Raw genomic sequence first — 24,936 nt, 5'->3', positions numbered from 1 at the left:
GTGGTTAAAAATTTTCCCCTGACAAATAGGACAAATAATTTTATGTTTTGAATTATTTAAGCTATCTTTAGTTGGCCCTTTAGATTGCCGCATATATTTGTTAATCAAAAACAAAATACCTTGCCAAGTCCTTGTTGTTTTTTTCTGATTGTCATAGAAAGAGTTTTCCCAATATCCATGCAAAAATATAATTTTTTCTCTATCCGTCATACTATCAAAATTTTTAGATAGTTCACATTTAGTTTCTTTCTTTATTTCTTTAAACAAAAATTTTATCTTAGAAAAATTATATTTTTTTAACGCAGTCATTATCTCATTTTTAAGTAATCCATCCCATAAACCAACATTAGTATTTTCTACCACTAAATCAAAATCAAATACTTCCAGGCTGCCATTACCTCTACAAGCTTTACAATGGTTATCTGTATTATAAATATCAAAACTTTCTACATCTGTATTTAAAGAATTTGTAACAATTATCGAATTCAAGACACCTGCAATTTCATATACGAAAGTATTTTTACTATATAATTGTCTTTCAAAATCTATAGCTATAACGGGGGCGATAACCTCTGAATCATATTCATCATATATCCACCTTGCCGTTTGAGATAGATTTTTTAAAATTCCACCTTTGAAAATATTTTCTGCCTTATTAAAATATTCGCTCCCCTTTTCATCTAAAAATGTAATACCTTTTTGCTCCAAAAGCTTTGATTTAATAATTACGTTTGGAGAATTACTGATTATCACATTCTTCTTTATCCAGATGTCCGATTGAACAATATCCAACTTTCTTACACTATTTTCACTTCTTTTCCCAAAATCAATTACATAATCCGAATTAGATAACATATATCTATTGTGTTCTATAATCATTATAGTAATTAATTCATTTTGCAAAATTTCTCGCATACAAGATATGAATTTATTCAAAATATTCTGCGATAGCCCTTTCGATGGCTCATCAAAAATAAATAAGGTAGGAACATCATTATTCATTCCATACATTTCTGATATTAAATGTATACACTGGAATTCCCCTGTAGATAATGATTGAATTTTTCTATTTAAAGATAAATAACCTAAACCTAATTCAAGGAGTAATCCTAATCGTTTTTTTGTTACAATATCTTTCGGCATAATTTCTATAATATCTTCAATAGGACTATCAAAAGCATCTTGTGATAATTTGTCTAATTTCTTTTTCAATTCTAAAAAAGTTGCAATTGTTGATTTTGATGTAATAGATTGACTTCTACCTTGTCCAACAATAATAATTTTTTCTTTTTTATATAATTGGTCAAAACTACCTACAATACATTCATTTACTAACGTAGATTTTCCACAACCTGACTCACCAGTTATAGCTATTAGCCTATTTTTAGGGATAGATAATTCTGCAATCTGTATATTTCTACAATATAAATCTTTGAAAATGTACTCATCCTCTGATACATTGAAATCACAAGAAAACATCTTGGGTTCTGGCCGCGGTGATACTTCAACAATTGTCCCACCATTTTTCCCACTCCCTGGTCCAAAAAAGATGTTTTTCTCAGTAGAATCTAATACTGTATCAGAATGGTCGATCATCAAAATCTGATTACTTTTGCCTAGTTTTTCGACTTGCGCAAGGATGTTGATTAAAGTATCATGATCTAATCCTATTGATAATTCATCAATTATTACTGCAACATTACTACTTTTCGTAATAAACTCCGCTAAATATAACCTTACTAATTCTCCTCCTGAAAGCGTACTGATAATTCTATCAAGAGATAAATACCCTATACTCATTGCAATCATATTTGAAAGGATCTGTCTTTTTTGTTCAGGAAAATTACAACTCTCAGCATATTTCAATAATGTTTCTGCACTCATCTCATTCAGTTGTGAAATTGTCAGCTTCTTATTCTCAATTTCTAAAATGTAGTCATTAATTATTTCGCTGTATCTGGTGCCATTACATTTAGAACATAGTTTTTTGTTAGTATATCCTCTTCCTTTACACTCTGGACACCAATTTAAAGAATTATTAAAAGAAAAATATTCTGAGGATAGATTATATTTTTGGGCAAAAGCACTTCTAATTTCTTTAAAAATACCNTAGTATATCCTCTTCCTTTACACTCTGGACACCAATTTAAAGAATTATTAAAAGAAAAATATTCTGAGGATAGATTATATTTTTGGGCAAAAGCACTTCTAATTTCTTTAAAAATACCTGTCTGTGTGCCAATAGTAGAACGCGGATTTGAAGATACCGTTGTTTTTCCTAAGAATAAAGTTAAAGGCATGTCTTCTATAAACTGAGCACTAAAATTACTTTTCAATATATTAGAAAATAAAAATTGATATTCCGACTTATTCAATAGCAAAACTATTCTTTTCTTAGATTCATCAGATATAGTCTGACAAAAAGTTGTTTTTCCAGAACCAGATAGCCCTCCTACACCAATAGATTGATCAGTAGGAATAAATGCATTTAACTTATTAATGTTGTTACTAATCAGATTTTGTATTTTCATTTTTTATCACCTTAATAAATTCTTTTAATGATCTACGTGAACTACAAAATGTTTCATCTTTAGGTTCAGCCAAGCAACCACTTCCACACCACTCATATATATCACAATTTTTACACTTTATATCTACTTTTGGAATATCACCCGCTAAATGGTCACACAACATTATCCTGTCAGAGTATAATGTTACAAAATTTGAGCATTTATAATTATCCGCCAAATATAAACAAAGTTTGTTTTTACCATTAGATATTAATGACATTAATGGTTGTATGTGTATTTTGTAGAATAGCCGTTTAGATATCCAATACTTAGCTATCGACATCAAGGCATTATTATATTCTTTTTCTGTGATAAAGGCATCATCTGTTATATTCATATCACGATATTTATTAATGGTCAAAAATTTGATTCCGTATTGAATTAACTCTTCAATAAATTCATTAAAATAACTGACATTATATTTATGTGCAACAGAAACAATTCCGACATTAAGTGTTGTTTTCTGAAGTTTTTTTATTGAAGTATAAACAGCCGAACGATAATTAAATGTGCTACTTTTTCTTAAATCTTTTTCTCCTATGGGATCTAATGAAATAGAAACTATCGTTTTACATTTTAAGTTTGAAAAAATGTCTATCCACTCATCATCTATTAATGTACCATTACTTTGAAAATGAATTTCATATTTATTAGGAAAAATTTCTTCAAGCATTTCTGTTATACGTTTGACGGCTTTTTTAGCAGCCAATAAAGGCTCTCCCCCATGAAATATTACAGAAATATAGCTCATATCAGAGATACTCTTTAAAAATGATTCTATTTTTTCTTCAGATAAATGTGACTTAACATTCACGTCATTACTGTTATGAAGTTCATAACAGTAATGACATTGCATATTACAGTTAGTACCTACCATCTTTAACATTAATGTAATTGCTTTTTTATTAAACTTATTCATCTTACTCCTCTAAGCAAGAAATAAACAATGAGTTTGCTATTCCTTCAGTTGTGATATCTAATTGATTTAAATCTATATTCTCTATCACAATCTTTTCTCTGTAGAGTTGGCTTTCATATTTCAAATAATAATCTCTAAAATAAACCAGATATTCAAAATATTCTCTCCAAGTGCGAGGAAGCCCTCTTTCAGTTATGCGATTATCAGCAATTTTGCTATCTACGTCTACAATAATAAGTTTATCGATCATAATTGTTTGACCAAGATTGCTTGCAGCTTCTTCACCAAAAACATGATAATATGTTGCTAAATCTGTTAAAAGTCCTCTTATACAAATCGTTATTCCACCTAGTTTGTTAAAATATTTTTCAGTGTCTATTCTATTTTCAGTCAAAATTTGACCTACTACATCTTTAGAGTAATTATTTTTTTTATCTTCTATAAATGATAAAGCTTCTTCACCTCTTTTGCACTTGGAAAGCGGCTGTCCGACAATAGAAAGTGTAGCGTTTTCATCATACAAAAAACGTTCTTTTAGTTTATCTACAAGAATGGAAGCAAATGTATCTTTGCCACTACCATCAGTACCTTCGATTAAAATAAATTTTTTCTTCATTCCAATCTTTTGCAAAGTATTTTCTGCAACATTACATTTAATATTATTTTTCGCAATATATTTCAAAATACTATTTTTAGTTTTACTTTTCATTTTGTAGTTAGCCCTCATCATCTTGGAAATCATTAAAGATAACTTTTTGAATAGTGCTTATATCTCCATCGCCATATCCAATTGTACCCAAAAATTCGGCGCCTTGATTTCCGTTAAAATTTTCCACGATATATCGATAAAAAGAATGTACTTTGTTCATAGGAATATAATATAATCCTTGGCTATACAGAAAAAATTTAAACATGCCTTCATCTACAGCTTCAATAAGTTCTCTTTTAATCCCAGTTAAAGAACCTTGAATTACTGCACTAATGTATCTAGATGAGCGATTTCTTAAAATATAATTATAACCATCTTTATCGTAAAGACTTAAATATGACTTATCCTTGATATAAGATACGCTATTATGTCCAACACCAATTATATCACCTGCATTTTCATATTCATGAATGGCATACAAAGAAGGATGACTATTTTCTTTTACAAATATATGTTTTGCCTTATGCACTGGAGTATATCCTACTAAATCCATTTTTAATTTATTCAGAGTTGAATATACACTTTTCAACCTTTCTTCGCCACGTCCTTTAGTATTTGGATAAACAGTAATTGTATCTGCATATAACGAGATGATTTTATTAATATCATCTTCTAACACATAATCATCGAATAATATGTCCAAATTAATTCTACTATTTTTTATATTACTTCGTATATTGTCAATAATATGAATAACTCGTTTATAGTTATAACAATTTCTATTATAGGTAGTTAAACGCTCACTATCGAACGATTGTACCCCTATTGAAAATCTAGTAAAAAACCCTAAATTAACCAATTCATCATTCCAATAATTCGGATGTATTTCAATTGATATTTCGCTAGAGTTTTTATTAAATTTTTCGATTATTTTTTTTATACTTTGTATTTGTCCAACCGATAAGAGTGAGGGTGTTCCACCTCCAAAATAAATACTTACTAAATTCATATCTTTTAATTTTATCAAAACATCTTCTAACTGTTTTAATAAAATTAAAATGTAATCATTAGGGATATATTCGTAGCCAAATTTTATATTTTTTACATAATGACAATATGAACAAACACTTTTACAAAATGGGAAATTTAAATATAGTGCATACGGTTCTTTTTTTTCTTGAAAGTTTATATCATGAAAAGTCATTCAAATCATATATCCCTTTGCAAATTCATATAGTATTTTTTTACTTATACAATAATCTTCTGATAAATCGCTATTGGATTCAAAATAATATCTTTGGGATAAACAACCGCTCATACAAAAATCTTTTATATCACATTCTTCGCATGAAGATAATAATTGTTTTAATTTATTAGCATTAACTTGTCTAAGCGCATTCAGTATACTATTTTCTAAGCTATTATCATCTACTGTTATTAAAAACTCCTCTGCTGAAAAAGAATCACAAGGACCTAACGTTCCATCTGGGTAAACGCTAATAAATTCAAAGCATTTGCATGTAGAGTAATTACAATATCTAGATACCCTTCCATTAATTTTTTGAATCATACTTAAAATAGGTTCTATTGCAATTTTCTCATATAATCGGTTTTGAATATATACTTTTGCAATCTCTAGTACAAAGTTCGCATATTCAGAAGGCGAAATACTGTTTTCCGCTAGTTTATTATCTTTTAAATTGAATAACGGATTTAATTTAACAAAACTTAAGTTATTAATACTTTGTAATAACTTAATATACTCTTTTATAACGGTTAAGGAGTTTCTACTAATTACACTAAGCATACCAGCCTTAATATTATGTTTATCTAGAAGTCTATATGTCTCAATAACTTTTTCGTAAGTAGATTTTCCTTGTTTATTAACTCTCAAACTATTCATTTCGTTAGTTCCATCTAAGCTAATTGCAATCTCAATATGTAAATTTACATATTTGTAAAAGAGTAGTTGTATCCATTCTTCTGATATTAAAATTCCATTCGTTTGAACTTTAACTGCTATTACTTTATCCGCGTATGACTCACTAACTACTTGTAAAAGTTCATCCATCTTTTTTATTCCAATTAATAAAGGTTCTCCTCCGTGAAAAACGATCGAAACCTGTGAATCAATCTTTGATAATAGATCTTTTAAAAAAGTAGCACTCATAATACCATGTGAATTTTTCTTATTTTTTTCAAAACAATAGCTACAATCAATATTGCAACCATTACCTGCCACTTTTAAAATTAGTTTGATTGGCTTTTCAGTCGTATAAAGATTAATATCGCTCATATTTCCCCCTGGTAATATAAGACTCAATATGCCCACACATAATTGCATAAACAGTAGGTGCAGCCATTTGGTCATCAAGTAAATAACGTATTAAATCATAAAAATATAAATATATATTATCTGCTCGCCCTTGTAGTTTAAATCTGCGTACTCCTAATGAATATAACTCTCTGACTTCATTTAACGTTAGCATTAAATTTCTTTTTTGTGAGCTAGATTGTTTAGTTTCTGGAATAGCAGAGCATTGATCTAAAAAACGGCCATCATACTTAATATTTTCCGTTTGACAAATCTGCTCTCTAGCAATAGTTTCATAATGCTGTTTTCTGTTAAGACAACCATAAAAGCATCGTTCATTTAATAAAATCTCAACTTTATTTAAGTCTAAACCCTCAAATAACTTGTGATTAAAATTGTCATCAGGATGAATAACATAAGTATCAAAGTTCTTTTCAAGCAACTTATAATAATGGAAATTTCCTTTTCCATCTTCTATCGTTGTCTTGATAACTGATGCATAAATCTTAATATTAGAATATTTTTCAGAAATATACTCTCTTAAAATATCACTTGATAAAATCACATTTCCTTTATGTTCCTCTAACAATTCTAAAATTTTATTACATTCTTTATCGGCAAGATCTTTTTTTTGAATCAAATGATTAGTAAATGTTATAGAAGGTACTATTTTATATTGTGATAGTAAAACAAATTCCTTCTCATAAGATGACAAGTTGTTATAGCAAAAATCTTTTAAAATTAATCTTCCGCCATTCCACAATACCTTAGGACTCCCATAAATACTAACAATAGGTAATAAGTAGTCATATTTTTTTCTAACAATCTCAATTAACTGTACTATTAAAGGTGTATAGACAAACAAACCAGATGCATTAAAAACTGCATCTGGCGCATAGCTATTTTGAACAGTATATTTATTCGCCGACCCATTCACAAAATAATCCATAATATTACCAATTACTATGGTTGTCTGTATGGAACGCACCTAATCCTGACTCTAAATATTCTTCTTTGTCATTAAGAAAGCTTAAAAAATCTTTAATTGAAGTTTCATCAAGAGTAATAGCACTAGTTTCAACATTCTCAATCTCGTTTACACATAATTCCATAAAAAAACCCCACTTTTTTATCAATTTATTTTAAACCTTAATTCGTCAAATAATGGCTTAATAATCCACTAAAACTAAAAATTAACAATCTTTTTGCTAATTGTATTACTTTTATACGTTTAAGTCAATAAACTTAGACATAATACACCAATATTTTAAGATAAAAATTTATTAATACTAATATTTCACTTACCTTCTTTTTATATTTTGAAGCTAAAAGAAACTCTTTACAAGATTAATAACCTTACGGGAAAAGCAATCCTAATTCTTCGGAAATATCCTTGGATAACTTTGATAACACTCTTTTGCTTAAGTCTTCTTCTAATACGTAGTTTGTCAAAATCATCCCTAGTACATCTTCTTTACTCTTAAATAGAGTTCCGCCGTATTCTCTCCACAGTTCTTCAACTCTCGTTTCATTGTAAACAATAGCATTCTTTATTATATCAAGAACGTAATCCTTGTGAAGCGCATACATCTTGTCAATTTTAAATACCTGTATATTACCATCAGCTTGTTTTATAAAATCATTTTCTAATCCAGCAACTGGTTTCAATTCAATCTCGAAATTGTTGGAACTGGAAGTACCATAAAAAAAATCGATGTTATATATCTCTCGGTTCTGAATTTTTTCGCGTGTTAAGCCAACGCTAAATTTGTACTCCTTTTCAAATCCACTTAAATAAGGATTCATATGGGTTGCTAGACTAAAAGTTTCTTGTCCCTTAAAACTAGAGTTACATACATTACAACACGGAACAAGATTATATAGAGACAGCGAGAGGTATGGGTAAGTTGCCTTATCAAAAAAATGGTCTAGAGCGGCTCTTGTTCTCCCATTCTTAGAAAAGTACGTTGATATATACTGACGATTACAATAAGGACAGGCACTAATTCCCAAGGTAATAACAAGTTGATAAGCTCCCCATTTATTTTTGTCTTTTTCCGTTGGGACGTCCCTAGAAAACTTATCATAATCAAATATTTCTTTGATTACAGGCTTGAAAGCTGATGCAGTGAGTTTTAAATCATCTGTAATATCTTGATACATCGTCTCGGCATCCTTAATAATTCTACTTAGCTCATCAGGCTTTCCAATAATAAGTTTCTGCTTTCTATCATATAAAAAATTAAGAAAGCTACGCTGCCTTGCTCCCAAAGATTGATCTTCTTTTTTTTCATCGAGCCGTAAACTGAGTTCATCGTCAAAATACTTATAATGTCTATCTTCTATTTTTTTCTTTTGTTTAGCATCGATTCTAATCCTAATCATAATTACCTCAATTTTTCCGCGGTTAGTTTGTTTATCTGCTCTTGAAGATTAATAATCTTATCGTCAATGTCCATTAGATTCAGAGTTAGTGCTTCCTCAAACATTCTGAGCAGTTTTGCCCTGATTATAGGTTCACCAATAAGTCGAATCGTTCTCTCAATCATTTTCTTGTTTCGTTTTATTTCATCAATCTTACCATTCATAAGTAAATTTATTAGATTTTGTATCTTATGTTTAGCAAATTTACCTATAAGTCCATCTCGAACGAAAAAAGAATCAGTATAAAGGGTATGTATATTAGCTGCAAAAGTTTGCTTTTTATCCTCAAGTCCATCAACAACAATACTTTTCCCATCTATTTTATTTAAGAATATTATTTTATGATTTGGTAAATCTGATGCTATAAAAGGCGAATTTGATGTAATTATTAGCTGTACATGCCTTCCTCGAAATATATCATTGTAAAATGAAATGAGATTATAAATAAGCTCCTTTTGCCATTGTGGATGAAAGTATAATTCCCCTTCGTCAATTAGTACAATAACATTATCCTTCAATAGGTCTGTATGCTCTTTGGGGTCGATTATTGAGTAAAATCTTGAGAATAAGTTAAAAATAGCCATTTCTCCTGAACTTAACCCAATCCATTGAAACTCTAAGTATGGATGCATTAAGAATGACTGCTGATAGCATTCCAAAAGCTTAGCTAGCAATGAGTTTTCTTTATCAACGGGAAGTACTAGTCCCTGCCCAAAGGGAAGAACATATTCAAATTCATTACTATTTATAAGTTTAATAAAATCATTTATTCCTTTAATCCACTCAGGAACGTTTCTTATCTCCTTTACACAATCTGCTGATAACAATTCCTCAAAAAACACTCTTACTCGTTCATTAATAGAATCTGCCTTTTCTAAATTTATAAGTATATCTACAGGAATTTCAAACAGTGTTTTATGCGATGTTAACTCTGAAAAGAAGTTATAGATAACTGCTTCAATCAACTTACTCTTTATAGAATCCGCCCCACTCTTTAGATCACTTTGATGTGATGAAAACGCTTCTTTAACTCTCATTATCAATTCATAGTAATCATTTTTTCTCGTTTCTAGCGGGTTACGAACAAATGGTTTAATAATTATTTTTTTTGGCAACTGGAATGGCAATGTATCTTTATTCTTTGGGGAACTCCCTAAAAATCGTATTTGCCGATTTATTTCTTGGATTCTATGAATTTCAATTTCACTCGCATTTCCACTTATCCTATGATTCTCAACCATTCTAATCCTATCAGATTTAACAAGAGAATTAGTTGATATATCTATTAAGTTACCATAGTCTTTATCAAATATAGTATTATCAAAAATATTAGAAAAATAAATTACCGAAGTATTACCTGAGCTATCTATATAATAATCAATCAGCCCCCCCTTCTCGTCCCTATATTCATATTCTTTTAGCGTAAAATTGTAGGTATCAAAATTACCACTTGTAATTTTGATACTATTATGATGATAGATATATTTATTCGATCCATCTTCTACTACTATAATAGCTTCTTCTCTAATTCCACCCATTCCATAAACTAGATTTCTTTTTATAAAATTTAGTATTGTAGTTTTGCCAGATCCATTCTCTCCAATAATCGCGCTAATATTTGTAATAACTGATTTGTCATCAGAATTAGTAATTGAAAAAAAAAATTTAATGTATGATGGATTTTCTTCTACATTTAGCTGTTTAAGCTCCTCATTATAAGAAAAAATAAATTTACTACCAAAATTCACATTTTGTTTACAAATAAAATCCCGATGATCTTTTATCCATAGGTATAATACCTGCATATTCTTCCTCCCCGTATAGTAGATATTATATTTTAAAAAACCTTAAATAGCTTGCAGCGACCGACCCATTTATCCATTTATAATAATTAATTTAAAATAATATCCTCACCAGTTTTCTCGTCACACTCCTAAATTTGTAATGTATAATTCTCTTTGAATTTCTAAAAATAAGACGATTAATACTCTCTATGTTTACCATTAAAATACAAAATCCTGCAAAGGTATTTAATCTTTGCAGGATTTATCTACATTATATTCTCCTTGGACTTGTAGGATAGCGTACGCTAACGGTCAGGCCCAAAGGAGCGTCGTAAATTATATGTCTCGCATTACAACTTATTATCCCTCATATCACGCTACCATGATATGAGTTTCGATTACCGTCATCGCCATAATTTCAAAAATACCGGCTACATCGGTATATTTGGGATCGGCTAGTTCCTCATAACGTCCGTGTTTATTATAAGTTGCTTGAATCTCATCGCTTACCTGCCCCCGATAAGCACCATCAAGATAGATGTGGTCATCACGATGTGCCTGGACCGTGCTGCGAATGGAGGGGTCGGCTACTTTTTCCTCAGTGACTTGTCTGATATAAAGCGCCTCATCATCACTGATTTGGAACTTGCCGCAAATCGTATCGATCATGTCCTGTAGAGAGACCTTCTTCGGCGGGGATCCAGATCCTTTTTTCCCATTTCCAATTTTCGGTTTTACTCCACCACCATCATGTACTTCACCTATGTATTTGACCGCCGCCTTCACGACCACAGTCTGACGGATTTGCTTCATCAATTCGGAGACGCCACTTTGTTTAATGAGCTGCGGACCAAGATATTCCGCAAAAACTACGAACTCGTTGATTTCGTCAGGATAAGTAAAGAAGCAGGTAAGAAAGTGAAAGTTCTTCACGAACCGGGCCAGCAGATAAACAAAATTCTTGCGATCTTCCGCTACAATAAACTTTGCCTGAAATCGAGTGCGAAGAGCATTGACGGTGAACTGCACCTGTGCGTCTGTATCATTAGCCAGCTGCGTTATAAAATCGATAGCATCTTTCTGCGTAAATACGCCAGCCGCCAAAATTTCTGCGTGTTGCTTTATACAAAGTTCTGGCTCAGGATCCTCAGGTATAAACGACGTACCTTGACGATATTTTGCAAATGATTTTAGAATTTCCTTGGCATTATTGGTGAAATCTACCACCACTACATCTTGCTTATCCTCATGGCACCGATTCAAACGCGACAACGTCTGTATCGCGTTGCGGTCCACCACAGACTTGTCGAGGAACATTCCCGCCAGCAGCGGCTGGTCGAATCCAGTCTGAAATTTGTTCGCCACAATCATTAAGCGAAAGTCATCGCCTTCGAAACGATCCTCGATTAGTTCGCCATCCTTCAGCGCATTGACCGCGTGCTCACTGATAGACTCATTGGTCTCGGGATGCACAAAATCTGAAAAAGCATAGAGCACCTGGTAGTCCCGATTCTTCAGTTTTTCCTTGATAATATGAAAATAGCGCAACCCGGCAACTCGAGAAGTGGCGACGATCATTGCCTTGGCACGGCCACCAATTAGGTGTTTTACATCCTTTTCAAAAATGCGGAGCATCACCTCAGCTTTGTATTGAATCAATCCGTCATCTTGAAAAGCCACATTCTGAAGAGCTTTGGCTACGACGCCCGCCGGGTAAAGTTGTTCCTCTTCTAGTTTAGGTACAACCGGACAGTGCAGGTTATAGAGAGTCTTGTAGGAAATGATGCTCGTCGCCACATCCACAATGTAACCTTCGGCGATGGCCTCAGCCTCGCTATAGGTATCAAATGGCGCTCCGAAAAGGGTAACGGTAGCTGGAGCAGGCGTGGCGGTAAAGGCGACGAAAAGTTGGTTGCAGTCATGCTCACGGATGATCTTGGCAATCTTCTCTTCTTCATCCTTGGTATCATCAGCCGCGTCTTCCGCATCAGCCATATCAGACTCGCGGAATGGCACACGGATAGCTACACCCATCCGCCCTTCCTGCGAGCGATGTGCTTCGTCGATCAGAAAGGCTACACGCATCTTTTGCAACTTTTTGTTTTTCTTGATTTCCTCTAGCACCCAGGCAATTTTTTGCTGTGTAGTAACGATAATAGGCTTGCGATTTTTAAGGAAGCGTGGCAGGCTATTGGCTTTTCGAGCCAACCCGACCACGTCTTTCAAGTGCGTGAATTTCTCAATATCTTCCCGAATGTTTTTATCCAGCGACTTGCGATCGGTAAGTATAAATATAATATCCACCAGTTTCTTGTTTGTGACAGGATCGTACAGACTGTGTAATCGGTCGGCTAACCAGCAGATGGAAAGCGTCTTACCACTGCCGGCAGAATGATGAATGAGATATTTCCGCCCGATATCGCCAGTAACGGAGAAATGTGCTACCGCATTATCTGCAACCTTCCGCACCATACGACTTTGGTGGTACCGTGGGAAAATCGTAAAGGCTGCACGTGCTGGCTTATCGCCCTCCGCCTCGAACTTTGGCACGCGAACTAAAAAGAACGACAATGCCTCCAGCAACTGGTCTTTTGACAACACTTCACGGTAAAGAAACTCCACCGGATATTCGGTGCCGTCCTGAGTAATTTCCTCATTTGTCAGTCCAGTATTATGCCAACGAAAATTCTCCACACGACTCGGATCGGAGGCGGTCATTACATCGCTGGTATCAGCAGCAAGGTAGAGAAATGGATGTTGGAAAATTTTTCGTGAGTGATCACGTGCGGCGAACTGCGCCACCGCATCATGCACATTTTGATTCTTCTCGTGCTTGACTTCCAGCGCCACGATGGGCAGACCGTTGAGAAAAAGCACAAAATCAATTTCCTGATTTGTCTCTCCAAAATAAAAGTGCGGGCGAAATGTTATGCGGTTGTCGTCGTATTTCACTACAGCGATACTCTCAGCAGAACGTGGCCGAGGATAATAAAGATGAAATTCCAGCCCACGCACCTTCAAACCATGGCGCATAATCATCCAAAGCGGGGTATGCACTAATTCCTTGTGTAGAGCGCGAAACACTTCTTCACGGGCATCTGTACCATAGTCCTCAGTCAATTTTTTAATCATATCAGCTTGCGTAGTTTCGAGAAAATTCCACATCTGTTCCTCGGCAATGTAGTGTTGCCTATCTGTAATATCTGATTGTGCGAGCACACCGAAACCATGTACGCGGATGAGAAAATCCGCAATATGTTTTTGAAATCTATGCTCTGGAGGTAATGTCGTCTCCATTACTCGTCCTCCCCCATTTTTTTTACCCTGTTATCGAATCCCTCCTAGTATGCGTCAGCTTCACATCTGCCTCCAAAACTCGTTGTTGGCCTGTAACACATTCATGGATCAGTGATTTGCGGTAGAAGGTTAGGGTAGATATTTGATTTTCTATGTTAGCAACGAGGCTCTTAATGCCCTCAAGCTCGGTGTCTAGAAACGCCACAATCCGCTCTTGCTCTTCCACAGATGGAAGCGGTAGCGGGAAAGCGCCCACTTTCGTGGAATTTGTAGAAGCAAGATTTGTCGTTTTCTTCCCCGTAGCCTCAAAGTAATCCCGCCCATAACGCGAGGCAGTAAGATACGTCAGGAACTTTGGTAGTAGCTTGTGCCGAAAGCAACGTACCGCGAAGATATGATTTTGGTGCAGGCAGTCTGGAATCTCTCCACTCCACAGAAATCCTCTGCCTAACTTATCTAAATCTCCCCCTTCGGTCATAAGGACATCATCAATGCGTAGTTCCACACGCTTAGCCACCTCAAGCGGAACTTCAATGATTGTGACATCCTCCAAGGCAAGATATCCATCTTGAACGTTGGCTACTCGCAAATAAGGACGTTCAATGACTGGACCATCATATACCTTACCAAGTGTCAGTCCTCCTTGAATCTTTGCTACCCGCTTAAGGCAGATCAGATCCCAACCAACTGGCACTTTCTCCATCCAAATACTTCCTGTTTGTCGAAGTTCTGCATGCTCATCAAGACCACGAGTCACGGCTCGCTGAATCGCTTCTTTTCGTAACGCATCCAGTGTCTCGAGTTGAAGACATTTAGTAGCTATCGCCCTGTCAATCTCTACGCAACTCGATTCCAGATACGCCGCAATCCGTTCTTGCTCCGACAATGAGGGAAAGGCGAATTTTGTATTCAAGTAATCGGTTACGCGAAGATTCTGTATTCCCGTTGTCTGCTGGATATGTGCTGTATTAATACCGCAGTTGTAAGCAGAATCAAGCAGATATGCGACGAACAATGGACTATCTTTCGGACTACAGTCCGTCTTCGCCATAAAGTTAGAGCAGATAGCATCAAACTCGATCATACGTCCTAAAACTGCACGACCTACCGCCTGTTTCTCCCCTCCTCCAGATTTCTCCAAAAGTACTGTGCGTTCTCCAATGATCCTCCCAGGAAGCTTCGACTCTTTAACTCTACGAATTGTCAAGTCATCTATTGCGACATCTATACCTCGAATATCCGCTACACGAATGACAGCAATTTCGACTCCCTCATCGTGAGCATCAAGATCGTCACCCCACTCACCACCAACAATCGCTCCTAACCGGTCACGAATCCTATCGACATGCCAGTCGGTTGGTGACGCACCGAGAACACTTGACTGCAAAGCATTGGTATCAGTTATATTCATTATACTAGCCCCTCAAGCATCTTCTCCGCCTCTTTCTCCAGCTTCCAAAACGTGGCGAGCAAATCCCTTGCAGGCGTAGGCGGCTTATATTTATAGAAGTATTTATTGGGCAAGATTTCATATCCTAGTTGCGGACTATCCTGCCAGCGGATAATCGGTTTGCCGATTTCACTTTTCAAAAATACTTCGATATCTTCACCATACGGAATATATTCGTCATCTTTCAGATAGTGACGGTGGGTCCACTCAATTGCAAGAATTTCTGGTTTATCGTCCATTAATTCCTTGAACTTTTTAGCAATATTATCCATTGGAGTGAGTACGAGAGTCACTGCTTTTTCACCCTCCTCCAATTTTATCCGAATAAGGAAAGTCAGCTCGCTATCATAATACTGCATTTCTTTCTTTAGATTCGCGGCGGTAAAGGCTTTTTCATACGGCTCGCTGAGAACTGCTGGCTGATCGTGTACGTCGAACTGCCAAAAGACTACGTTAACCTTATGATAAGCAAAGTCCTCGTATTGAAAAATTTTCACGTGATCATCAGCATAATCTTGATTCCAGCCATTGCAGTAGCGCTCTTTAATCCATTCGCGGTGAGTATCGGTCATGCGATTGCGTTTGTTACCGAAGGATTTTGGTTCTTTTTCGAACTGTTGACGCCCATCAATAAGCATTACGCGACCTTGATGCGCAGCAGGTTTATCGTTGCGTAACATCCATATATAAGTAGAAATCCCTGTGTTATAAAAAAGCTGATCCGGTAGCATGACGATCGCATCGAGCCAGTCATTTTGGAGAATCCAGCGACGAATTTCACTTTCTCCCGAGCCGCAGTCACCGTTAGATAATGGAGATCCGTTGAAAATGATAGAAATACGGCTAGCCCCTTTTGCCGGTTCCTTCATTTTGGCGAGCATAGTTTGTAGGAAAAGTAAGGCACCGTCATTCACCCTCGGCATTCCAGCCTGATAGCGGGTCTTCACCAGTTTGCGCGCCTCATCTTCATAGCCATCCTTACCACCCCAAGTAACGCCGAACGGTGGGTTGGAGAGCATGAAGTCAAAGCGAAATTCTGTCTCTGGAAGCTGATCGCCCGGTTCCTTACTATCCTTATTATGCGGAATGAGTGAGTTCCCAAGAAACACCTTAGCCTGTTGGTCGTTCTTGATAAGCAAATCAGCCTGGCAGATTGCATAATTCGTATGCGAAAGCTCCTGTCCGTGGACAGTGACGTATTTCTCAACTTTGGCTTTTTCCTCGGGCGTAGCTGCGCGGTCAAGCAGGTGCTCTTTGGCCACCGATAACATCCCCCCTGTCCCACATGCAGGGTCATATATGGAAATATGCTTCTCGGGAATGGGGATATCAAGCAGTTCAACCATGAGTCGGATGACTTCACGCGGTGTGAAGTGTTCTCCAGCTTCCTCGCCACTTTGCTCCGAGAATCGCCGAAGCAATTCCTCATAAATATAGCCCATCTCCAGTGGTGAAATCTTATCTGGTCCAAGTTCCAGTTCCTTGTATTGACTCAAGATGGGTGCAAGGCGGTTGTTCTTCACCACCGTCCTAATTGTAGCGCGATAATTAAAGTGTTCGATGATATCGTCCACATTTTGAGAGAACCCATTGATATAAGCGCGAAAGTTCTCTTCAAGAAGCATCTGATCGTCCTGGAACACCTTACTTAACGTCCAGTCCGTCTTATTGAAAAACGGGGCATTGCTGATTTCTAATTTTTTTACCAGCTCTGCAAGCTCCTGATCTGTTAGTTTAGGGCGTCTGGCCAGCACCTCAATACCCTTGTCTATGCGCCACTTATTCAATACACACTCTAAACGACGAATGATAATGATTGGTAGAATGACAGCTTGATATTCGTAAGCCTTGAACTTGCCACGTAGTCGTTCAGCGGATTTCCAGATGTCGCCGGCGAGATTATCGAGCTTTGGTTTATTAACAGATAGTACCATATAGTGATTTCCTCCGTTATATAAATGTTTGTACGATTTTCAACACAAATATTCTATTTTACATACTTGCATTTCCCTACCTTTTTTAGTGTACTCTTTTCTTTAACACTCATGTGTCAATAATTGATCTAATGAACTCGAAAAAAATCACTTAACTGCTTACATTCGCTAAATCGTGATAATATCCTTGCAAAACTATTATTTTTCCTTATTTAAGGATAATAGCAGTTTTATTAAAATATTGATTAGTAAAGATGACCGTTCCCTCGGCGACTTCTAGGGCGAGTATTTTCGGTTTTTGGAGCCCTCGAGGTCGCTTCCCCCACAGACTAACAATAAAGAAAAACAGACCACGCTTCTGCGATTGAAACAGGTACATGCTTTTCGTACCTGTTTCAATCGCAGAATGGTGGCCGTTCAATATGTGCGACATGGATACCTATTAAGACCGCTCTCTGCTCTGGAGCAGGGCTGGATCCGTACTATAAGTAGGTGCCGATGGTTGGTTTTCTGGGGCGGACGTTGGCATTGGCGGAAGGCTTTCTTAGCACCTAGCGACGTATGCTAGAAGGGTAACACGCTAGAGATTATCTACGAAGATCAATCGCTCCCCAATGTTGAAAACTAAATTCTTTATTAGAATCATGCACTAGTTGAGCAAAACAGGAGTTTCCTTTACTGTAAATTGCTCAATAATAGGTCCATCCTTTGAAATACTTTTAAACATATAGAATTTAGCATTTCCTTGATCTACCATTCCTTGAAACTTCATGCGAAGTATACGAATTAGTCGGTCATCACAGGTAGATATTATAATCTGCGGTCGAACTGGCAAATCAGAGGAAATTATCCACGAACGAAGTAACTCAGCAAAAGCATAAACATTTAAATCATCAAAATGTAATATTGGATCATCAAGCATTATAGTTTGTAATCCTGACCATGTCTGAGTAGTGGCAATACATAAAAATATACTCAGTGCAATAATTCCCATTTGAGATTCTGATAAGTAATCTCCAGGGGCGAGAAACTGATCTTTTTCAAATCCAATCCGAACCGGAATATTACTCCCACTTGGACATATATCGACTTTGCCGAATCCATATACTGGCCGTAGTCTGCGCTGAATTATGGTTGCAATCGGGCCTATAGCCTTACAATATTTTTCCAAGTTTCCTTTTTGTATTTCCTTTAGCATACCTTGGATATTAGATAACATAGTAATTTTTTTCTTCGCCACATTCAATGCTAATACTTTATCTTCTTTCTCTAAATCAATCTTCTTCTGTCTGTCTAAAAGCCGGCTCACAGCTGCAGATCTTTCTTTTGAATCAGCCCTAATTTCAGCAATTAGGATTTTTTCTCGAATATCCTCTATTTGTGAAAGATTAGATTTCATTTCACTGACGCGTTGAAGTAGGGTCTCTTCGCTAAAATCAGGCGCCATTTTCTTCCCTTTTATATTGGAGAATAAATTATTTAATTGATTTTCAATCTGTCTTTGGGTTATTTCTAGATCATTGACTGTTAAATTGCAATTTTTATAATCTATATCTGTTTTCTGGAACTGGTCCTCAATATAAGATATCTCTTTTTCATATACTTCTTTCTTTTCGACTATCTGCTCACGCTTCTTTTTATAGTTGTAAATTAATTCCTCCACTTCAGTTCCAATTACATTTTCAGGAAGTCCTTTAATTAATATTTCAGTATTTAATGCCCCGATAAATCTCTCTTTCTCTTTGATTTCGTTATAATAATTTCTGAGAACTCTTTCATGATTTCCTCGCTTTTCTACCAATATTTGAATGGATTGAAACTTACTTTCATATTGATCTTGCGATTCTTTTAATTCCTCTGCATTATTTTTAATTAGGGATACTAAATCACTTATGCGACCCATGATTTCTTCTTCTATTCTTTTTAAATTATTAAATCCGGCTACAGAAAAGCGTTCTCTCAGAACGCACAAAGAATTGTTGTAGCTAATTTCATCTACTTCTAATTTACGAATACTATCTATACTTTTTTGGACTTCCTGTTGTGATTGATTATATACTTTTTCAAATACGACTAAATTCCCCTTTTCCACATCGTATTTGTGAGTCTTAGATGTAAGCGCAACTGATTCTTCTTCATATTGTTTGTCAATCAAAGCAAGCAATTGCTCTTTCGAGTTGTGATCATGCCCACATAATGGACAATTTGACCCGCGAATTAAGTCACGTAGTTGATGAACTAAAGAACGAGTTTTATCAAGAGCATTACGTTCGAATTCTAACTCAATCATTATTATATTTAGATTATTTCTGGCATTGAGATATTCTTCTTCAGACTGCGCTAACACTTGCTTTTGACTCATTAATGTAATGTTCATTTCTACCTTGGCCTGCTCTATTAACTGAAACTGTTGTAAAGCATCGATGTACTTAGGAATATCTTCTTGTAGCTTTTTTAGTGAGCATAAGCTTTGTTGGTTTTTATTATACTCTACCTGCAATCTATCCGATTCTATTTTTATTTGACCTAATATATTTTCTTCTACAGTAATATTTTTCTTAATCGAGGCAACTTCACCTTCAGCTTTTTTTAATTCCACCGATAAACTCTGTATATAATCACTAGCTTGTTTTAATAAAGGTATCTGGATTAAAAGCCACTCATGATTTCCGACATCAGCAGCAACTCTTTTAATAGCATTTTCTTTTTCTAATTTCAATTGTAGAAGATCTGATAATCGCCTTTCGAACTGCTCCCGCTTTTCTTTTATGACTGTTTGATTGTTTTGTTCTTTGACCAACTGGGGTTTAATTACCTGATTTTTTTGCGTTAAATTATCTCGCTCACCTATCCAGTTATGTACTACATATAAATCATTCAATTTAGTTTCTGTTTCTGTTTTTCTTACCTCTACTATTGAACGTAGCTCTTTTAAGCGTTCTAGTAATGTTCGCCCTTCTATCTCACTAACATTCCCGCCCACAGAATTGCCTAACCCCACCAGAGCTTCATATTCAATTTCTTTCTTATCAAAATTTTGTTGTTCTACAGGCATTTTAAATTGCCCAAGTTCATTATTTATTTCTTTTTCTGCTTGACCAAGTCGTGTTAACTCACATTCGATTTCATTAATTTCTTTCTCAACAACATCTCTAGCTTTCTCCAAGCGATTAATACCTTGCACATAATCTTCAAGAGAGAGCATTCGCCCTAAGAGGTCGTATGGCAGTGTTGATTCTTTCCGTATCCCCTCGGTCAATTCCGCTTGATATTGGTTTGAAAGATGACTTGCACGAAAAAGATTTACTAGTCGTTCTACATTTTCTTTATACGTTGTCTGTGTTAACTTTAACAATACATCTTTCCGATTCTTTATCTCGTTATTAATTCTAACTTCATGATCAGGCAGACCTCGAGTAATTATAAAGTCTTCATTCTTCCCATTTTCTACTACTTTAGCAGTCAAAGAAACCTTCATTTGATCGCGATAAAACAGATTTGGAAGCGACTTTAACCTCTTATTGAACCTTTTAACCTGCCCTGTCGTCACATAATCGACTGCGTCGAAAAACGAAGTTTTTCCTAAGCCGTTCGGTCCACCAATTACAATAAGATCTGCATCAAGATCAAACTGTTGCTCTTTGCCATATGCCCTAAAAGCTTCGATGTTAAGTTTGACTAACCTAGTTTGCTTCAGTGGAAATGCTTCCTTTGCCTCCCTAATTGCAGAGACCTTTCCAATTTTATTTTTATCAATATTATCTGGTAGATTGTCTAATATTTTATTCATCTTGCTTTGTGTCAGAATTCCATTTGCACATTCAAAGCCTAAACCAGCTTGTATAAGAACTTTTTTAGCAGATTGTGGGAGCATTTCTCGTTCACGTGAATTTCGCAATGAAGCTATTGGAAGTCGCATGATATGTTCATGAATTGCCTCTTCCATAGGTAAAACAAACTTTCTACAATGCATGGCATTTCTTTCAATTCTCACTATTACATCCATTAAGGCATCTATGTCTGATGGTTCATATAAATATGCCAATGATGGTTCAACATTATCTTTGCTGGCATGAAGTTCTTTTGAGATGTGGCGTAGAAACAATTTTTCCGACTGTCTCCATTGGTTAGCATCTTCATTTAAAAATAAAGGAACAAACCCTACAATATCGACAAAAGGCGAATCAATCCATTTCTTTCGATAAATAATTAATTCCTCATCAGCACTCATACATTCTACGCCTGGCGTAATCATTTCTAATTCTTCGGTAATAATATCTTTGAAATTTAAAAGAAACATTACATCACCCCCAGTTCCTTACCTAAAAATTGGTTTAGTTGCTCAGTATTATCAATATCTCCAAGGATACTAATTATTTTACTGCTTGGTATATACCTAATGCGCGGCTGATCAGTAAATTGTCCAATTTCAGGTTCTCCCATTAATGATCCCCTATATACCCATTCAGGTGTCGTATGTCCTATTACTACTACTTGATCACATCGACTAATGCAAATTTCCCCTTCATCTATACTGGTGCGAATTTCTTCTTCAAGTTCACAATGACTTTTTTGTTGGTGACCATCTGCAACGATTAGAATATTGTGTATATCATTTATATTAAAATTGCCATGATATTTACCATTTATATTAAAATCATCAAAAGCTAGTGATAAAAGAGCTTGGTTTCTTATTAAATTGCTTGTAGATATACCTTCAACATCAGATTTCCAACTATCACATTCTTTCGCTTTAAAAGATTCCCATCGGCACAAAAGTAGCATCTTTTCGTAAATTACACTATTAGTAAAATTTCTACTTTGCATGATAGTTTGCTCGATGTATTGGCTCAATCCTTCAGCTATACTTGTTTGCTGAGAAAACCTTCTTAAATAAATTTCGCTAGTATCCAAAAGATCTCCAAACGTTTTAACATAAGGATCTACAGCAGTTGCTACTACAGGCCATCTTTTAGGGCAGCATACCGATAAATCAGCATCTAAGCAAATCAATTTAGCCTCTTTAAATGGAATCCTTGGATCACCAGAACGTCCTGCCGTCGCCGTGGGAGGAACAAAATAGACTGTATGAATAACAGGATTATTCTCTCGAAATCTTTGTTCTCCACAACCTTGTAATCCATGTCTTTCTTTGGAGATTACTGTCGGTCTAGGTAAAGTACTTAAACCATAAGGTCCATCCCTGTAAATAAAGGAACTCTGTCCATAATCGCTACTATTAATTGGTGATGCTGTATTAGCCATTACAATACATGCACGGCTATCATAAACATTACACCATAAACCACCTGTTAGGCGCTCACGTGCTTCCTGTAAAAAATCTATATTATCAGGTTTTGGATTATGCTGAATTACCGGAATAATCCAAAATGCATTGACAAGATACTCTTTTCTTGTCAATTCAATCATTTCTGAAGCTAAGCTATTAATTTGTGAGATACTGCCTTGCCTTCCAATCCAATCGAAACAAATAGGAATAAAAAAGCAAATAGGTGCTCTGTATATGTCTGTAGGAGTAGTTGCAAATACTATAAATTGATCACCTTCACACATCATAGTATTGTCTTCAGGACCCGCTGGAAGATGTTTTGGTTGAACATAAAAATTTACATTTTCATTTACTTTTTCTAATATTACTGCAGTATTAACCCATTCTGCTCTATTAGCCGAGTCGGCCATATGCGCCTTTGTAATATCTGTTAGGTCTGACTTACCTAATAGTTCTAGGAAATCCTTCTTACTAAGACCATCCATACCACCAATTAAAATTTGATATGATACAGTTGAATCTTTCATACGATCATATAGCAGGTTAAACCCTTCTAATCCCGGTATCCCATATTCAGGTACTAAAATAATATTTGTCTTTGTATTATGTCCAGCTTGAACGGGGTCTTGAGCTAAATCCATTAATTTTCCTAAGTCTGCTAATTGCTTTGTTTTAAATTCAGGTCTCCACTGAAATCCTATGTTCTTATATAACTTGTCATGAACTAAAGGTTGCATAATTAGCATTCCTAACCAATCTTGTGCAGATAATGGTGATGATAACCTTGTCAGACTAATCATTCTCAGTACTCCTAAATTATAATGTTACATCCTAATTTCTGCATTATATCGCCATAACCTTCCAAAATATTTATTTTTTTTATAGAGTATGCGAATAAGACGAGCCAGTGAGCGGATATGCTTCTCGCAAATTCCATACAGCGGCTCGTCCGCTTTGGCGTAGCGAAGTAGATATTCTTTTTAAATTTCCTTACATTACTACATTGCATATTGAGGCGTAATCTTTCAAATAGCTAACTCGCCCCTTCTCAGTCTAAAAATAGCGCCGAGTCCCGCCCATTAATTCGATGAGCCACTGGCTGCACTTTTCCCACTTGCGCCTGAGAAACAAAACTGGCTAGCATCTCCGCATTCTGTTTACTCATATCTAATTTGTTCTGCAGGACGTTTTTATCTTTAGCATCTTCCTGACTGATGACTATAGTCTCCTGTACCCTTGTCTCATTTTCGGCATCTTTACGCCAGGCGAAATAAACTACTATAATAACAACTACAATTAAAATGCCTATGACTATATATCCCCTATCCAATTTGCCAAAATTAATCATAATCATTCACCCCCTTTTCTTGTTTCCTTCAATAAGCATCATCCTTGTAATCACGCCTACAACTATCAATCTAAACACTCCTACGTCTTCCGTAGATTCCCGCCCCCACCATTCTGGCGTCAAAATACCAAAGGTATTAGCCCATTCCCACTGGACAACGGGCGAGCCCCCCCCCCCGACCGTTTCCGCGGACTTCGTCCTTATTTTTGCGATAAGACTCGAAGAGTCAGCCGTCGTTCCTGAGCGGTTTGGCCCGCAGGGCCAGCGAACGTGCCTCATGCTTTCGCCCTCACTAGCAGATATGGACTGCGTCCTCATTAACACCGACGGACTAGCGTCCTCACAAACCTGGTTGGGCAGTTCGTTTCCTCGGACTTCGTCCTTATTTTTGCGGTAAGACTCGCAGAGTCAGCCGTCGGTCCTGAGCGGTTTAGTCCCGCAGAGACAGCGAACGTTCTTCATTCCTAGCGCCGAATACCGCAGGTATTCCAGCAGTCCCCTTGACTCGCAGAGTCAATCGTCGTGCCTGAGCGGTTAGGCTCGCAGGGCCAGCGAACGTTCCTCGTTCCTAGCGCCGAATACCGTAGGTATTCCAGCGGTCCCCTTGATTGACTTTGCATGGGCGGGTTGGATCGGTTACACTAAAATAGACAGTTTTCTTAAGGGATAGTAAACTAAAAACAAAAAGGACGGAGAGATTACTATGCTTCCAAGAAAACGTAGACAATTTACTGATGAATTCAAAAACCAAATGGTACAACTATACTTGAATGGCAAACCGCCATCAGAAATCGTTCGGGAATATGATTTAACGAAAAGCGCATTTGAGCGTTGGGTAAAACAGAGGCAAACAAGTGGATCATTTCGTGAAACAGATAATCGCAGTGATGAAGATAATGAACTGATCAAGTTGCGTAAAGAAGTTCAGCAACTGCGAATGGAAAATGACATTCTAAA

The 24,936-nt window shown here is 36.0% G+C and carries 16 protein-coding genes; 1 reads left to right on the top strand and 15 read right to left on the bottom strand.

Annotation, left to right across the window (positions count from 1 at the left end):
* The 15 genes from ACAN52_RS21055 to ACAN52_RS20985 form a co-directional block, all read right to left on the bottom strand.
* A partial coding sequence (locus ACAN52_RS21055) for an ATP-binding cassette domain-containing protein (protein WP_378957070.1) occupies positions 1 to 1,866 on the bottom strand: 1,866 nt, incomplete at its 3' end.
* A 642-nt stretch (positions 1,867 to 2,508) separates the two neighbouring features.
* Positions 2,509 to 3,489, bottom strand: coding sequence for a radical SAM protein (locus ACAN52_RS21050; protein WP_378957068.1), 981 nt, complete (start codon positions 3,487 to 3,489; stop codon positions 2,509 to 2,511).
* A gap of 1 nt (position 3,490) precedes the next feature.
* Positions 3,491 to 4,198, bottom strand: coding sequence for a hypothetical protein (locus ACAN52_RS21045; RefSeq protein ID WP_378957067.1), 708 nt, complete (start codon positions 4,196 to 4,198; stop codon positions 3,491 to 3,493).
* A gap of 7 nt (positions 4,199 to 4,205) precedes the next feature.
* Complete coding sequence (locus ACAN52_RS21040) at positions 4,206 to 5,342, bottom strand: radical SAM protein (RefSeq protein WP_378957066.1); 1,137 nt, start codon at positions 5,340 to 5,342, stop codon at positions 4,206 to 4,208.
* A complete protein-coding gene (locus ACAN52_RS21035; RefSeq protein WP_378957065.1) occupies positions 5,343 to 6,434 on the bottom strand; it encodes a radical SAM protein in 1,092 nt (363 codons plus the stop codon).
* Positions 6,421 to 7,401, bottom strand: a complete 981-nt coding sequence (locus ACAN52_RS21030) for a hypothetical protein (protein WP_378957064.1) — start codon at positions 7,399 to 7,401, stop codon at positions 6,421 to 6,423. Before ACAN52_RS21030 ends, ACAN52_RS21035 begins: the two co-directional genes overlap by 14 nt.
* Positions 7,402 to 7,405: 4 nt before the next feature.
* Complete coding sequence (locus tag ACAN52_RS21025) at positions 7,406 to 7,564, bottom strand: hypothetical protein (protein ID WP_378957063.1); 159 nt, start codon at positions 7,562 to 7,564, stop codon at positions 7,406 to 7,408.
* A 244-nt stretch (positions 7,565 to 7,808) separates the two neighbouring features.
* Entirely contained in the window at positions 7,809 to 8,837 is a 1,029-nt protein-coding gene (locus ACAN52_RS21020; RefSeq protein ID WP_378957061.1) for a hypothetical protein, read from the bottom strand.
* 2 nt (positions 8,838 to 8,839) lie between these two features.
* Positions 8,840 to 10,681 carry an AAA family ATPase gene (locus tag ACAN52_RS21015; RefSeq protein ID WP_378957060.1) on the bottom strand — a complete coding sequence of 614 codons (1,842 nt, stop codon included), beginning with the start codon at positions 10,679 to 10,681 and terminating at the stop codon, positions 8,840 to 8,842.
* Positions 10,682 to 11,032: 351 nt separating this feature from the next.
* Complete coding sequence (locus ACAN52_RS21010; protein WP_378957059.1) at positions 11,033 to 13,957, bottom strand: DEAD/DEAH box helicase family protein; 2,925 nt, start codon at positions 13,955 to 13,957, stop codon at positions 11,033 to 11,035.
* A gap of 22 nt (positions 13,958 to 13,979) precedes the next feature.
* Entirely contained in the window at positions 13,980 to 15,368 is a 1,389-nt protein-coding gene (locus tag ACAN52_RS21005) for a restriction endonuclease subunit S (RefSeq protein WP_378957058.1), read from the bottom strand.
* A complete protein-coding gene (locus tag ACAN52_RS21000; RefSeq protein WP_378957057.1) occupies positions 15,368 to 17,341 on the bottom strand; it encodes an N-6 DNA methylase in 1,974 nt (657 codons plus the stop codon). The genes ACAN52_RS21005 and ACAN52_RS21000 overlap by 1 nt, the downstream gene beginning before the upstream one ends.
* A 649-nt stretch (positions 17,342 to 17,990) precedes the next feature.
* Positions 17,991 to 21,641 carry a hypothetical protein gene (locus tag ACAN52_RS20995; protein ID WP_378957056.1) on the bottom strand — a complete coding sequence of 1,217 codons (3,651 nt, stop codon included), beginning with the start codon at positions 21,639 to 21,641 and terminating at the stop codon, positions 17,991 to 17,993.
* Positions 21,641 to 23,431 (bottom strand): hypothetical protein, encoded by a 1,791-nt coding sequence (locus ACAN52_RS20990; protein ID WP_378957055.1) that lies wholly within the window; start codon positions 23,429 to 23,431, stop codon positions 21,641 to 21,643. The genes ACAN52_RS20995 and ACAN52_RS20990 overlap by 1 nt, the downstream gene beginning before the upstream one ends.
* 248 nt (positions 23,432 to 23,679) lie before the next feature.
* Positions 23,680 to 23,979, bottom strand: a complete 300-nt coding sequence (locus ACAN52_RS20985; protein ID WP_378957053.1) for a hypothetical protein — start codon at positions 23,977 to 23,979, stop codon at positions 23,680 to 23,682.
* A gap of 703 nt (positions 23,980 to 24,682) precedes the next feature.
* Here ACAN52_RS20985 and ACAN52_RS20980 point away from each other — a divergent pair.
* Positions 24,683 to 24,936, top strand: a 254-nt coding sequence (locus ACAN52_RS20980) for a transposase (RefSeq protein WP_378957052.1), incomplete at its 3' end; no start/stop codon positions are given.

This window comes from Pelosinus sp. sgz500959 (assembly GCF_042610375.1).
Lineage (GTDB): Bacteria > Bacillota > Negativicutes > DSM-13327 > DSM-13327 > CTSoil-075.
This window is presented reverse-complemented; position numbering and strand designations above follow the sequence as displayed.

Excerpts from the sequence above, each read along its gene's own strand:
- ACAN52_RS21050 (WP_378957068.1), bottom strand. The coding sequence starts at position 3,489 with ATGAATAAGTTTAATAAAAAAGCAATTACATTAATGTTAAAGATGGTA.
- ACAN52_RS21045 (WP_378957067.1), bottom strand. The coding sequence starts at position 4,198 with ATGAAAAGTAAAACTAAAAATAGTATTTTGAAATATATTGCGAAAAAT.
- ACAN52_RS21040 (WP_378957066.1), bottom strand. The coding sequence starts at position 5,342 with ATGACTTTTCATGATATAAACTTTCAAGAAAAAAAAGAACCGTATGCA.
- ACAN52_RS21035 (WP_378957065.1), bottom strand. The coding sequence starts at position 6,434 with ATGAGCGATATTAATCTTTATACGACTGAAAAGCCAATCAAACTAATT.
- ACAN52_RS21030 (WP_378957064.1), bottom strand. The coding sequence starts at position 7,401 with ATGGATTATTTTGTGAATGGGTCGGCGAATAAATATACTGTTCAAAAT.
- ACAN52_RS21025 (WP_378957063.1), bottom strand. The coding sequence starts at position 7,564 with ATGGAATTATGTGTAAACGAGATTGAGAATGTTGAAACTAGTGCTATT.
- ACAN52_RS21020 (WP_378957061.1), bottom strand. The coding sequence starts at position 8,837 with ATGATTAGGATTAGAATCGATGCTAAACAAAAGAAAAAAATAGAAGAT.
- ACAN52_RS21015 (WP_378957060.1), bottom strand. The coding sequence starts at position 10,681 with ATGCAGGTATTATACCTATGGATAAAAGATCATCGGGATTTTATTTGT.
- ACAN52_RS21010 (WP_378957059.1), bottom strand. The coding sequence starts at position 13,957 with ATGGAGACGACATTACCTCCAGAGCATAGATTTCAAAAACATATTGCG.
- ACAN52_RS21005 (WP_378957058.1), bottom strand. The coding sequence starts at position 15,368 with ATGAATATAACTGATACCAATGCTTTGCAGTCAAGTGTTCTCGGTGCG.
- ACAN52_RS21000 (WP_378957057.1), bottom strand. The coding sequence starts at position 17,341 with ATGGTACTATCTGTTAATAAACCAAAGCTCGATAATCTCGCCGGCGAC.
- ACAN52_RS20995 (WP_378957056.1), bottom strand. The coding sequence starts at position 21,641 with ATGTTTCTTTTAAATTTCAAAGATATTATTACCGAAGAATTAGAAATG.
- ACAN52_RS20990 (WP_378957055.1), bottom strand. The coding sequence starts at position 23,431 with ATGATTAGTCTGACAAGGTTATCATCACCATTATCTGCACAAGATTGG.
- ACAN52_RS20985 (WP_378957053.1), bottom strand. The coding sequence starts at position 23,979 with ATGATTAATTTTGGCAAATTGGATAGGGGATATATAGTCATAGGCATT.